The organism is Psychrobacter nivimaris (assembly GCF_009812035.1).
GTDB classification, from domain to species: Bacteria; Pseudomonadota; Gammaproteobacteria; order Pseudomonadales; family Moraxellaceae; genus Psychrobacter; species Psychrobacter nivimaris.
Genome location: NZ_VZIZ01000007.1, coordinates 68972 through 81822, shown reverse-complemented (window position 1 = coordinate 81822; position 12851 = coordinate 68972). Strand labels below are relative to the sequence as shown.

Below are 12851 nucleotides of genomic sequence, written 5' to 3'. Positions count from 1 at the left end.
ACGCTTACTAAGAAGGAAATTATACGATGAATATTCAAATGATGCAAACAACAGACAAAACAATGAGTAGTCGTGAAATAGCGAAGCTAGCCGATAAGCAACATGGTCATGTCATTCGCGATATCGAGCTGCTTAATGAAACCCTTGCTCAAGAATCACTATCCATAATTGGAGAGTCGTTTTACACAGCAGATAACGGTCAGACCTACAGAGAGTTCCTACTGACCAAGGAGCAAACTATCGATCTGATGACTGGCTATAACAGAAACTTGCGCATTCGCATAAACCGTCGTTGGGCAGAACTAGAGCAGCAAATTGCGGCACCAGTCGTCGCACTACCACAAGACTATTTATCAGCGTTAAAAGCACTAGTCATGAGTGAGGAGGCAAAAGAGCGCGCCAATGCTGAAATCAAGCAACTACAGCCAAAAGCAGCCGCATTAGACGCCATTAGTCACTCAAAAGGCTCAACTGGTATTCGTGAGACTGCAAAAGCGGTAGGTATGGGCCAAAACGAGTTTGTAGCCTGGTGTACTAACCCAGACAAGCCTATGAGTGCACGCTTTATGTATCGGGACCACTCAGGCGCCCTTAATGCTTATTCGCACCGTATTGATCAAGGATTTGTCACACAGAAGCTATCTTGCTTCATTGGTGGCGATGGTCGTGACCGTACAGCGCCCAAAGTTAGATTCACGCCTTCGGGAGTCACTCAGATAGCCAAACTACTACAGCAAGAACGTTCAAGAGAATTGGAGGCCGTGTAATGCACTATTACAGCTTTAACATCAAAGACTATCGTAAAGATACTCAACACTTAAAACCGATGGAGCATTACATCTACCGCATGCTAATAGACCTCTATTACATGGACGAAAAACCAATACCTAAAAAAACCCATTGGGTTATGCGTCGCTTAATGTTGGATAACCCAGAACACGAAACTATGCTTAAAAACGCCTTAGATGACTTCTTTTATGAGTGTGATGACGGTTTTAGGCACAAACGCATAGATTGTGAGATCACTAAATACCATGGTAATGCTCAGAAAAACCGTGAAAACGGCAAAAAAGGGGGCAGACCTCGTAAGAATAACCCAGAAAAAACCCAGTCGGTTTCTAATGGGTTGCCAAATAAAAGCCAAAATAACCCTAACCAAGAACCAATAACCATAAACCAAGAACCAAAGAATAGTAATAATAATAGCGCGAGTGATTTTTCAGTGATTGATTCGATTGCAGATTGGGTTCATCCAGAGCTTACTGAAATTAATGCCATGCTCATGCTAGGAGCACCACCAGTACCAGCCATCAGTCAAGCAGACTACGATTATCAATTGAAAAAATTCAAAAACTACTACGCTGAGGAAGAGCAAAAGGGTTCATACATCAGGACTGAGGGCAGACGCAAGGATGTGCTCACGGATTGGATCAAGCGCGATTACATACGTCAGCAGAAAATTAAAGCTCAGTCACAGCCAGCTAGATTCAACATCGACAATGAAGATTGGAGTGGTACCACTGCTAGCAAATCAGAAGGCCATGACAGTGATCTGCCAGCCGTCTATCACCCTAGTCACAGCAAACCAGCAACTCAAGCTAAGCCAAACCCCAGTACATCGGTCATGGTAAACGGTTTATGGAAAGAGCCGTTGCCCGGTATGAGTGTCCAGCAGACTTATGATCATATCAGCCAGCAGCATATGCCAGGCGAAATGCAAGATGAGACCTACGACAGGCTGTTAAATCAGATGCAGGAGGCGGTATGAAGCAATTAACGCAAGAGACATTTAATGGCATGCCTAAATGGGTTAAGAGCGCGCGTATAGATGCAAAAGGGAAGCTGGTTGTTTACAGCCTAGAGAAATCTTTAGTCACTAGAATTTTAAACAATGAGATTCTATTGCCGTGGAACTGCGGCATATGGGACTCAGGGTACGACACTACGGACTGGAAAAACAGTGCGATAGATAGAGTTGTGATTGAAGTTAAGCCTGGCTATACATGTGGTGACTGCGGATATCATCACGAGCCGCACCAGTGCCGGACGACATTTTGCGAAGGCTGCGACGCTCTACTTAGTTAAGGTGATGTGAGCATGAAAACCACAAAAGGCCTCAACGTCTTAGGACTGCAAAAGTCGTTTGATACAGCGATTTATGCTTACCAAGGCTGGTCTGGTCGAGTGAGAGTGGTTGAGGGCGACCCTTCCTGTGATGACTACGCTAAGTGGGATGAGCAGGGCAAAGCTAACGATCATGAATATGGTGATATTAATTTAAAGGATGGTAAGTGATGAATAAAAACATACAAGCATTAGGCCGCATGAAGACGGGGAAGATGAACAACACTGAGAAAGCCTATGCCCAGCATTTAGAAATGCAGCGGCGCGCAGGTGAGATTTCTTACTACTCTTTCGACAATATCAACCTACGACTAGCAGACAACACGTTTTATAAGCCTGATTTCTTGGTCATGCGCTCAGATGGTCAGTTGGAGATACACGAAGTTAAAGGTCATTGGACTGATGACGCTTTAGTGAAAATCAAAGTCGCTGCTGACAAGTTCCCGTTCAAGTTTATTGCAATCATGAAGCAGACCAAAAGAAATGGCGGTGGTTGGGATATTCGAGATTTCTAAAGTATAGAAAAATATAGGTGCAGCCATGATTAACAAAGACCAAATCTATATCAATAATGAGACAGGGCAGCGCGTCTTAGTGCTACGAGTTGATGATCACTACGTGCATTACCAGCAAGACGGTTTTATCAAACCGTTATTCAAATATGAGTTTTTAGAGCAGTTTACATTGGAGTGTGATGCATGAATAAAATATTGAGTCAACGATTTGCCACGAGCCCACGCTTAGAATTGCAGCATGGTGATTGGCTAAAGCAGGGTATGGGTGCCAAGACAGTTAAGTTTGATATTGGTCAGGGTGGTTTGCCTCCTGAAGTAAATTGGGAGGATAAAGCTGCTGCTATTGGGTTGATCAAGAGCAAAACAGGTAAGGCACTAGCCTCTCTCTTGGTATGGGGCGACAATGAGCTATATGATTGGTCAGAGTCGTTTGATGACGTGATTAATCACTTAGCAGCTAACATGATTAAATACTGCTTAGAGGACGATAGAGGCGCACCTAAGTCTAAATATACACTGTATGAGTTAGCGTACAAAATGGCACGTATGACACTGCATTTTGAGCTATATAATTTGTGGCCCCTATATTCAGTTGAGGGCCGCTTACTTTTTAGTGGTATCGATATGTCAGCGAGCTCATACAGTCAGATATGGTCCAAGTATCAAGAGAGGATGCTGCATGATATTGATTACCTGATAGGGTTTATTAATCAAGACGTAGATAATTATCGGCATAACTTGACCCTTGCTAACAGTTGATGCTATATTTCGTAGTATGGCGAATGCCAACCAAATTTAGGGTGTTTCGATGATAAAGCGTATAGTTGAGCGATATTGTTTGAAACAACTTGGATTAATCACTCGATTGCAAGAAGAAAGCAACGAGAAGATGTCCGCAGATCCTACCTATGTCGAAAGCTACGGTTACCACAAGCAAAAACGCTCACTGGTAATAGCAGCGACAAAATATAATACAGCTATCGATTTATTCTTGAAAGATTCAGAGTTTAAGAAAATAGAAATAGAGTTGTAGCAATAGGCCTTATCTAACTGATAAGGCTTTTTTTTGTGCCCATGATTTGCCCGATGCCGGAATACCGATATCGGGCTTTTTTACGTCTACGATTTAGCAGGGATGCTAACCATGTGTGATCTAACTAACCAACAGGCTTATGATTATTATCATGAGGTAACCGAGTCGTGCGCCAAGGATTATTGGCTGCAGTTCCTGAAGGACCGAGCTAATAGAGGCGTAGAAGGCGCCCAAGGTTTTGTAGATAAGATTGAGCTTTGCAACAATTAAGTGCCTATAGCTCAGCGGTTAGAGCAGAGAACTCATAATTCTTTGGTCGCAGGTTCAAATCCTGCTAGGCGCACCATATTTTATTAACCACTTTTGCCTCCCTTGATTGGACGAGGCATTTTTTACATCTGCGGTGAGCCTTTAACGAGGAAGCAAGCACCCAAGCCACAGCGGGCAGATCAACTAAGACTGGCAGTGAGACACACTGTCGCCAATTGCAGAGGTTTACATGTAGAAAAGCAAAGGCTTTGACATGCGCCTAAATTAAAGCACTCACGTACTACCTATCAGATTTAGCCACTGGTAGCACATGCCAACGAGACAACCGCTAGCAGATGGCAACTGCGACATACGATAAGTTATCAGCCACCATCTTATTTGCATGTGATGAAGATGCTAGTTGATGACACCTTATCTATTCACTATGGATAAAACCAATAGGTGTACGCTTCTCATCAGGATCCTGTTTGGGAACAGCTTGTAGTAAAAAGCTTAACTGATTGCAATGTTGAATTAGTCGTGTAGTTCCACCATCAATTGTTGTGCCATGAAAAATAATCATTGACGGTTGACCAAACTCTATTGAATCGACATAGAAAGTAACTGAGCTGCCAAATGAAGCTGCCATAATCATTACTTCCTGTTCTTCATCTAGATTAGACTCAAAATCTCTAACTTGGCGCTCTAAGGTTTCTCTGATTTGAATAACAGGGTTTCGGTGGCGTTCAGTCGTTTCTCGTTGTTCTCGTAAGATACTCATCATACGTTGATCATGACTAGGTCCTGTTCCATATGAATAATTAGACATTGTGTATTCCTTTCCTACTGTGAAATGAAACTATATCTTATAACAATTTTTTAGACTTTAACGTGCTTAATATTTACGAGGTGAGCATGATAAAACGACCAATGCCACCAACTAATGACTTGCGACCGCTAATGGCAGCCCCTGAAATACATGAATGGCTACACGCTACGATACTCAATCCTGATCATGAATGGTTCAACGAAGACCACAGACACTTGATGGAATACTCAGTAACTGAAATAGCCTTTATGTGGGCCCAAAGCGAATACGTGAAAGCAGGTAAGCAGGTGTTAGGTCAGTGCGAGAAAGTCATGATGATGGCTGGTGGTTGGAAAAAGACACGTCAGGAAATGTGGTTTGAAGACACGTTAGGTGATGTGCCTGAGTACTTGGTAACTCTTGATGCCAATTATTGCCGTGATTGTACCGACGCTGAGTTTGCTGCATTAGTTGAGCATGAGATTTATCACATGAGGCATAAACCAGATATGTTTGGTGACCCATCATTCAAAGCAGACGGTAGACCACAGCTCGAATTGATAGCTCACGATGTTGAGGAGTTCTTTGGAGTCGTCAGACGATATGGCGGTGATGAAGCAGTCAGGCGCATGGCTGAGCTGCAAGATTGTGAGCCGCAAATAAAATACTAATTACCTTTACTTAGCGATACGAGAGAGCATTTATGGCGACCCTTAACAATAAGGTTAAGGCCTTTATTGTACAAGGGCTTGCTACCTATATGACCCCATCCGAAGTAGTGGAAGCTGTCAATCAAGAATTTGATGGACTGAAAGTTACAAGACAGCAGGTATCGAATTACGATCCGAGTAAAGCAGCTGCAATTAATTTATCGCAAAAATGGAAAGACCTGTTCAAGCAATTCCGTGATGACTTTAACAACGACATCCAAGCAATACCAATTGCTAATAAAGCCTATCGATTGAATATGCTGGACCGTATGGCGCGTGATGCTGAGAAGTCAAAGAATAGACCATTAGCAGCGGCACTAGCAGAGCAGGCAGCCAAAGAAATGGGCGAGGTGTTCACCAATAAGCAGAAGGTCGATAACACATCTAGTGATGGATCAATGGCGACTAAACCGACAGTAATTAGGCTGGTTGCACCAAAGGTAGATGAAAATGGGCGAGCAATTAAATGATGAAGTCTATGCTGACATAACGATACCGCCAAAACTTATACCAGTATTCAGTGCCAAGTCGCGCTACAAAGGCGCTTACGGTGGCCGTGGTAGTGCTAAGACACGTACATTCGCATTGATGACAGCCGTAGAGGGTTATCGACTAGCCGAAGCAGGCGCTAGCGGCATAATCCTATGCGGCCGTGAGTATATGAACTCACTAGAAGAGTCGTCATTAGAGGAAATTAAACAGGCTATTAAGTCAGTCGGTTGGCTCAATGATTACTATGAGATTGGCGAGAAATACGTTCGCACTAAGAATAAACGTGTTGCTTACGCCTTTACCGGCCTACGCCATAATCTAGATAGCATCAAAGGTAAGTCGCGAATACTACTCGCTTGGGTAGATGAAGCTGAGAACGTCAGTGAGGCGGCATGGCGTAAACTGCTACCAACCGTACGTGAAGATGATTCAGAAGTTTGGATAACTTGGAACCCTGAAAACAAAGGTAGTGCAACAGACAAGCGATTCAGACAGGTTGAGCACGAGTTCATCGTTGAGATGAATTACAACGATAACCCATTCTTCCCTGATGTTCTTGAGCAAGAGCGACTTAATGATCAAGAAAACCTTGATGATGCGACCTACTGCTGGATTTGGGAAGGTGCTTATCTTGAAGCGTCAGATGCTCAGATATTTAACGGTAAGTTTATTGTTAAAGAGTTTGAAAGACATCCAACATGGAATGGGCCATACAACGGCTTAGACTTTGGGTTCTCTACAGATCCAACAGGCGCCACAAACTCATGGGAACATGACGGCATACTCTATATCGAATACGAGGCATGCAAGGTTGGTCTTGAAATTGACGATACGCCAGACTACCTGAAAGATAATATACCAGGCATCGAAAACTACGAGGTGATAGCTGATAACGCTCGACCTGAATCAATCAGCTACCTGAAGCGTAACGGCATACCAAAAATTAAGGCATGCGTTAAAGGTAAGGGCAGTGTTGAGGATGGCATTGCTCATCTAAAAGGCTATAAGCAGATTGTCATTCACCCAAGGTGCACGGCAACCGCCAAAGAGTTCAGATTGTACAGCTACAAGACGGACCGATTAAGCGGTGAGATCTTGCCAGAGATTATTGATAAGCATAACCATTTGATTGACTCACTCAGATACGCACATGAGCGCACTATGAAGCGTGGTGCTAATACTAAACGACATAGAGCCACTGCTGGCAAACGGACGTATAGATGAATGATATAACTGAAAAGCCGCGTTACCGTGTCACAGCAGGTAAGGCGCTAAGCCAAGAGCAAGCAACTGACCTACGAGGTAAGACCTTTTACCGCTACCTGATTCGTACTGACACTGACGAAATACTTAAAAAGGCCGGTATCAGTCGTCATGCGCTAAAGACATTACTCACTGACCCAGACATTGACCAAGCGATTGATAGACGTGAAGAAGAGTTAGGCAGTGCTGAGTACACGATTACGCCAAGTGAGGGCGCTGTTGCTGATTTTATCTATGGGCAGTTAGACCTGCATCTTGAAACGATATTACAAGGCTCATCGCTTAGTAAGTGGTACGGTTATGATGTGATTGAAATGCTATGGGGCAAAGATAGCAATGGGCGTAATGCGGTCACCTCGATGATGTCAAAACCTATTCAATGGTTTGAACCATTATCTGGTGGTGCTCTGCAATGGTTTCCGAACGATGGTAGTCAGCCGATCATGATTAGTGATCAAGCTGACTTTTACTATCGCTATCTATACCAGCAGCACAAGCCGACATATCTAAACCCTAAAGGCAAATCATTATTAAGCCGCGTGTACTGGCTGCATTACTTTAAAACCAATGGCTGGCGTTTTTGGTCTAAGTTCTTGGAGCGTTTCGGTTCACCCTTGCTGATTGGTAAGACTGACGCAAGCAGTGATGCTGACGCCCAGGACTTTGCTAATGCACTACTAGCAGCGCATAACTCAGGCGTCGTGACTATCGGCGTTGATGAGGATGTGACGGCGGTAACTGGTGGCAGTAACGGTGAAGCGTTTGTTAGCTATGACTCAGTGGTTAAGCAGAGTATTACGACTTACTTGCTAGGTCAGACGCTTACCAGTGGTACGGATAAAGGCGGCACTTACGGCCAAGGCGTAGTACATCAAGAGCAGCAAGAGATTATCTTTAGCAGCGACCGTAAGCATGCGCTTAAAGCCGTCCAACGATTCATCGATGTTATCTGTACCGCTAATGGGTTTGAAGCGCCTGAGTTTAAGTGGGTGGCTAAGAAGTTCATCAACCAAGAGCAGTTAGACGCAGATAAAAAAGCGCATGAGATGGGTGTTCGCTTTACTAAGTCATATTTTGTTGATGAGCATGGCTATAACGAGCAGCATATCTCGCACATGGATTATGGTGATGGACAAGGCGCTATTGAGTTACCAACGTCGACACAAGCCAATCGCTATACGTCAATGGCTAATAAAACGTGGCTGCCATTTAAAGCGGCTGACGACGATAGTGAATTTACTGACGAGCAGCAAGAGCTTGAGCAAGTGGCAGATGATGCACTAAATGCGAGCGTACAGCCGTTTGATGCTGATGCGGTGCTATCGGCTATAAGTAACGCTACGGACGCTGACAGCTTACGTGAGGCGTTATTTGATATGGTCGGCGATAGCTTGGCTCAAAGTGAGTTTACGCAGTTGGTCAATACGGCTTTACAGGTCGCTGATGTGCATGGTTTTGCAGATGAATCGAGCGAGGTTTGATATGAATTTCTTTCAAAAGATATTTGCCAAAAAAGAAATAATCAGAGCGCGTCGTTATGATATGGCTTGCAGCGAAATAGACAGATGGTTAGCAAGTGACCCCAAAGCGGTAATGATTATTGAGCATATCACTAACTACGTTAACGATAAAAACGCATTGCGACCAGATAAGTTGCGTATGCAGTTAGAGGCCATTGAGCAAGAACAAGATGACCTATGGGTATCAAGAGAGTTGAATAATGAGCGTCAACGTAGTGATTGGAATGGGTGTGTGCCGAAAAGCAAGAAAGCACCACCTAAGCCACCGCACAATCCCCACAAGTAAGAGAGCAATCAATGGCAACGACAACAGCAGGATTTGACGTACAGTTTATCGAAGCCATTGCTTACGCGCTCAATCGTAACGTGGTCTTACCAGATGAATACTACGAGAGCATGACACCGATACAGCGTCAGCAAGCGGTATCTATTGCAGGATTAGGGCAGACTGAGCAGATTAAGCATGTGATGGGCCTTGTTAATGACCAACTAGATAGTGGCGGAACATTCGCAGACTTTCAAAAGGCAGTCAAAGACGGTGATATTGATATCAATCTGCCAAGGCGTCGGCTCGATAATATCTTTAGAACTAACATACAAGGCGCTTATGGCCGTGGTCGATGGTATCAACAGCAGCAAAACAAAGATGAACGCCCGTACCTGATGCGCGATGGTATCAATGATATTAGACAGCGACCAGCTCACAAGGTACTAGATGGCGTAGTCAGACATATCGATGATCCATTTTGGCAACAGCACTACGCCCCTGACGGGTATCGCTGCCGTTGTATTATGCGTTCGCTTACTGAGTCCCAAGCTCAAGCGAAAGGCATTACCGATGATGGTGACTTGCCCAATGTACCAAATGACAAAGATTGGATTGGCGGCACACCTGCACAGTACACAGGCAACATGAACAAGCTAGTCAACGACAAGATAGCTGAACTCGCTATCACGTACTACAAGCAGTCAGATGCGATACTGGCAGCGAGACAGCGCATTGAAGCGGCTATCACAGCGATGTTAGCGCAGCCAGTGCCGGAGCTTGCTTTGATGATTGATGAAGCTAAAGAGCTGATTGAGGAAGAGAGCGAATGAATAAATCACGAATACTCAGAGCTATTGTGCTGATAGCTGATATAGCGCTGACCATTTACACCAAGCGCAAGCAACACAAACAAGACCGCCGATAAGGGCGGTCTTTTTAATGGGTGATGATATGAATAATTTAGCAGTCATAGCTGGGCGTCTTGTAAATGTCGATAACTTACTATTCATCGATGCTACACCGAACGTCAACGGCGGTTTTGATATATCTATCGTGATGGCGGGGAATATCATTAAAAAGGTTGGAGAGGTTGACGACCAAGGTGAGGTCATGGCCTACATGGGTGCGCTACATAACGAAATTAAAGGCAAAAAACATGAACTTACAAGCAAAGATTAAGCGCGACATTGACAGTCATGCGCTCATGAGCTGCACAGGGCTTGAGCATCAACTTGCGTCTATCGACTTCAAGGCGCTATCACGCTATGACGATGATGATAGCGAAGCAGCTTACACGGTTGAGAATGGCGTAGCGACTATTGATGTGCGCGGTCTGCTGGTGCCTGAAACCTCAAGTGATTATCGCTCATGGGGTGTCACAGGCTATGCAAACTTAGCTGACTACATACAGCAAGCCAATGACGATTACACAGTGACTAGCATCGTCTTAGACATTGATAGTGGCGGTGGTTATGTCGCAGGCCTTGACGGTATCACTGAGACCATCTACCAGTCTGCAAAGCCGATTGAAACGTTTGTTAGTGGTGATATGTATTCAGCCGCTTACTGGTTAGGTGCTAGCACAAGCAAGGTTACAGCGTCTAAGCAATCAGGCATTGGCAGCATCGGTGTTTATGTGGTCCACACTGAGGAAAGCGGATGGCTTGAGCGTTACGGTGAAAAGGTTTCATTGTTCCGATCAGGCAAGTGGAAGGCAGCATTCAACTCATTCATGCCACTGACAGACGATGAAAAGCAGCGCCTACAAGAAGGCGTCGATGAGTCAGCAAGTATCTTTTTTAACCATGTAGCAGCACAGCGTAATGTTGATGCCAAAACAATCAAAGGCTGGGAAGGTGACGTATTCACCGCCGTTAAAGCCAAAGAATTAGGTCTAATTGATGCAATTGCCGATAGCGTAGCAGTGTCAAGCAGCACCAATCAGAGCAATACAAATCCAAAAACCGAGGGGGAATCAATGGATTTACAAGAGGCGCAAGCCAAAATTAAAGAGCTAGAGGCATCCGAGGCCAAAGCTGTACAAGAAGCTGCTGACGCAAAAGCTGCTGCGCTTGTAGCGCAAAACGCATTGGCAGAGTCGCAAGCATCAACACGCCAAGCTGCTATCGATAAGCTAGCCGCCGATACTGGTCGTGAGTTTACAGACGAGCAAGTAACTGCGTTTAAAGCAATGGACGACGCACAGTTTGCTGTAGCTGAGTTTATGGCTAAACCTGTTGAAGTAAAAGCGCCTGAGCTACCAGATGGTTTGGATAAAGCGCAAGCAACCAATGGCCGTGAAGGTGGCGAAAGTAAAATTCTAGCAGCTGTTGAAGCAGCTAAAGCACAAGGAGCTAAATAATGGTTGATTTCAACTATACAACTGAGCAGCCGTTAACGGTCGATGTCGCACCTATCACTGATAGCGTAGTGCCTACCACTGCTACAGCGTACAAACGCGGTGATTTGCTAGTAATTGCTGCTGGCACCAATGTAGCGACTCACAGTAATACTGAAACAGGCGCGCAAACTGATTGGCATGTCATCTGTCTTGCTGACGTAACTGCTGAGCAGGCAACAGCTAAAGCAGCTGCAGGTATTGAAATGCCTGTATATGTTGCGGGTAAGTTTGATGTGGATCAGGTCAAGCTGAACGGCACAGCACTCGATGCGACTCAGAAACTAGCGGCACGTGCATACGCTAATCGCTCAACTAAAATCACGCTTAGCGTAGTTAAATAAGGATAAATATTTATGGCTACTTTTAATATTGAAGGCGTTGAAATTGAAACAGCATCTTTTGAAGAACTTGGCGCGGTTTATGATTTAAGCAAGCCGGTCGATACTTTTTTACGTGACCGCTACTTTAGCGATGAAGAATACTTAAACAACGAAGACCATGTACCAGTAGGTGATATCAAAACCTATATTCCGCTAGCACCTGCTGTGGTGCCAACAGCTCAAGGCCGCGTGATCAAAGATAAGGTCGTATTGAATGTTCGCCAAATTCCAGCGCCTTACTTTAAACCAGCATGTGTTGTAGAGCCTAGTAGCAAAATTAAAGCAAAAATGCTCAAGCTATTGCAGAGCATGCGTGTGATTGCTACCAATGCCGCAGGTGTACCGCCTACCATGCAAGATGAATGGGAAATGGCTGCTGCTGTATCGTACTGGACCATCCGTGAGTCACTAGCTGCTCGTATCGCTATTATGTGCCGTGATGCTTTGCTGTATGGCAAGGTTGTTGTAGAAGGTGATGATAATGCAGGTGTAACGGTTGATTATGGTCGCCACAGTGATTTGACGTTTAGTCCGCTTATTGCATGGGACCAAACAGGTGCTACGCCGTATGAAGATATTCGCGGCATGGTTAAGGATTTGGTTAAGCATGGTAAGCGTCGCCCAGTTGACGCGTTGATGTCTAGCCGCGTTTTTGATGCGATGGCCGACAACGAAACCTTCAATGACAAGTTCACAGCATCAAAAGACAGTACAGCAACTCGTGTGTTTGATGGCAGTTTTGGCGGCGAGACTAAAGCAACCTTGCGTGGCACACTTGACGGTATTGAGTTCTGGACGTATGACGCTGATTTTGATGCCGAAGATGGTACGAGCGACTTGATGATTCCAGAAGATGGTTTTTGGTTAATCTCTGAGCGTGCTAACAAACTGTACTTCTGCATGATTAAGCATCGCAAGAACCCTGCTAAATTAGCAATGGAGCTGATGCCGTACCATGTATTTAGTGATGATCCTTCAGTTGATAAATTCATCGCTGACTCAAGCCCTCTACCTGTACCAATCAATAAAAATGGTGCGTGTGGCGGTACTGGTTTTATCACTCTTTAATACCAACTAACTTTAATAAC

20 protein-coding genes and 1 tRNA gene are annotated in these 12851 nt (G+C 44.6%); 20 read left to right on the top strand and 1 reads right to left on the bottom strand.

What is annotated here, in order from left to right; genetic code table 11:
• Positions 1–26: 26 nt before the first annotated feature.
• The 10 genes from FQV37_RS02960 to FQV37_RS02915 all read left to right on the top strand — a co-directional run bounded on the left by FQV37_RS02960 (position 27) and on the right by FQV37_RS02915 (position 4018).
• Positions 27–767 (top strand): phage antirepressor KilAC domain-containing protein, encoded by a 741-nt coding sequence (locus tag FQV37_RS02960; protein WP_160021227.1) that lies wholly within the window; start codon positions 27–29, stop codon positions 765–767.
• A complete protein-coding gene (locus tag FQV37_RS02955; RefSeq protein WP_160021226.1) occupies positions 767–1768 on the top strand; it encodes a YdaU family protein in 1002 nt (333 codons plus the stop codon). Before FQV37_RS02960 ends, FQV37_RS02955 begins: the two co-directional genes overlap by 1 nt.
• Complete coding sequence (locus FQV37_RS02950) at positions 1765–2085, top strand: hypothetical protein (protein ID WP_160021225.1); 321 nt, start codon at positions 1765–1767, stop codon at positions 2083–2085. Before FQV37_RS02955 ends, FQV37_RS02950 begins: the two co-directional genes overlap by 4 nt.
• Positions 2086–2097: 12 nt before the next feature.
• Complete coding sequence (locus tag FQV37_RS02945) at positions 2098–2295, top strand: hypothetical protein (protein ID WP_160021224.1); 198 nt, start codon at positions 2098–2100, stop codon at positions 2293–2295.
• Complete coding sequence (locus tag FQV37_RS02940) at positions 2295–2639, top strand: DUF1064 domain-containing protein (RefSeq protein WP_160021223.1); 345 nt, start codon at positions 2295–2297, stop codon at positions 2637–2639. The genes FQV37_RS02945 and FQV37_RS02940 overlap by 1 nt, the downstream gene beginning before the upstream one ends.
• A gap of 25 nt (positions 2640–2664) precedes the next feature.
• A complete protein-coding gene (locus FQV37_RS02935) occupies positions 2665–2826 on the top strand; it encodes a DUF4222 domain-containing protein (RefSeq protein ID WP_160021222.1) in 162 nt (53 codons plus the stop codon).
• Positions 2823–3398 (top strand): hypothetical protein, encoded by a 576-nt coding sequence (locus FQV37_RS02930; RefSeq protein WP_160021221.1) that lies wholly within the window; start codon positions 2823–2825, stop codon positions 3396–3398. Before FQV37_RS02935 ends, FQV37_RS02930 begins: the two co-directional genes overlap by 4 nt.
• Positions 3399–3447: 49 nt before the next feature.
• The gene (locus FQV37_RS02925) at positions 3448–3672 is read left to right on the top strand and encodes a hypothetical protein (RefSeq protein ID WP_160021220.1); all 225 of its coding nucleotides are present in this window, start codon (positions 3448–3450) and stop codon (positions 3670–3672) included.
• Positions 3673–3783: 111 nt separating this feature from the next.
• Positions 3784–3942, top strand: a complete 159-nt coding sequence (locus tag FQV37_RS02920) for a hypothetical protein (RefSeq protein ID WP_160021219.1) — start codon at positions 3784–3786, stop codon at positions 3940–3942.
• A tRNA-Ile gene (locus tag FQV37_RS02915) sits at positions 3943–4018 on the top strand.
• A gap of 339 nt (positions 4019–4357) precedes the next feature.
• Here FQV37_RS02915 and FQV37_RS02910 read toward each other — a convergent pair.
• Positions 4358–4750, bottom strand: a complete 393-nt coding sequence (locus tag FQV37_RS02910) for a DUF6173 family protein (RefSeq protein WP_160021218.1) — start codon at positions 4748–4750, stop codon at positions 4358–4360.
• 86 nt (positions 4751–4836) lie between these two features.
• Here FQV37_RS02910 and FQV37_RS02905 point away from each other — a divergent pair, with 86 nt between their 5' ends.
• The 10 genes from FQV37_RS02905 (at position 4837) to FQV37_RS02860 (ending at position 12831) form a co-directional block, all read left to right on the top strand.
• Positions 4837–5400, top strand: a complete 564-nt coding sequence (locus FQV37_RS02905) for a putative metallopeptidase (RefSeq protein WP_205962046.1) — start codon at positions 4837–4839, stop codon at positions 5398–5400.
• A gap of 32 nt (positions 5401–5432) precedes the next feature.
• A complete protein-coding gene (locus tag FQV37_RS02900; RefSeq protein WP_160021217.1) occupies positions 5433–5909 on the top strand; it encodes a DUF2280 domain-containing protein in 477 nt (158 codons plus the stop codon).
• Positions 5890–7155, top strand: a complete 1266-nt coding sequence (locus tag FQV37_RS02895; RefSeq protein ID WP_160021216.1) for a PBSX family phage terminase large subunit — start codon at positions 5890–5892, stop codon at positions 7153–7155. The genes FQV37_RS02900 and FQV37_RS02895 overlap by 20 nt, the downstream gene beginning before the upstream one ends.
• Entirely contained in the window at positions 7152–8675 is a 1524-nt protein-coding gene (locus FQV37_RS02890; RefSeq protein ID WP_160021215.1) for a phage portal protein family protein, read from the top strand. Before FQV37_RS02895 ends, FQV37_RS02890 begins: the two co-directional genes overlap by 4 nt.
• A gap of 1 nt (position 8676) precedes the next feature.
• Positions 8677–9000 carry a hypothetical protein gene (locus tag FQV37_RS02885; protein ID WP_160021214.1) on the top strand — a complete coding sequence of 108 codons (324 nt, stop codon included), beginning with the start codon at positions 8677–8679 and terminating at the stop codon, positions 8998–9000.
• 11 nt (positions 9001–9011) lie between these two features.
• Positions 9012–9812: a phage head morphogenesis protein gene (locus tag FQV37_RS02880; RefSeq protein ID WP_160021213.1), complete on the top strand. Its 801-nt coding sequence runs from the start codon at positions 9012–9014 to the stop codon at positions 9810–9812.
• A gap of 121 nt (positions 9813–9933) precedes the next feature.
• The gene (locus FQV37_RS02875) at positions 9934–10161 is read left to right on the top strand and encodes a hypothetical protein (protein WP_160021212.1); all 228 of its coding nucleotides are present in this window, start codon (positions 9934–9936) and stop codon (positions 10159–10161) included.
• Positions 10139–11344: a S49 family peptidase gene (locus tag FQV37_RS02870; protein ID WP_160021211.1), complete on the top strand. Its 1206-nt coding sequence runs from the start codon at positions 10139–10141 to the stop codon at positions 11342–11344. The genes FQV37_RS02875 and FQV37_RS02870 overlap by 23 nt, the downstream gene beginning before the upstream one ends.
• Positions 11344–11724, top strand: coding sequence for a hypothetical protein (locus tag FQV37_RS02865; RefSeq protein ID WP_160021210.1), 381 nt, complete (start codon positions 11344–11346; stop codon positions 11722–11724). Before FQV37_RS02870 ends, FQV37_RS02865 begins: the two co-directional genes overlap by 1 nt.
• A gap of 12 nt (positions 11725–11736) precedes the next feature.
• Positions 11737–12831, top strand: a complete 1095-nt coding sequence (locus FQV37_RS02860; RefSeq protein WP_160021209.1) for a major capsid protein — start codon at positions 11737–11739, stop codon at positions 12829–12831.
• Positions 12832–12851 lie beyond the last annotated feature (20 nt).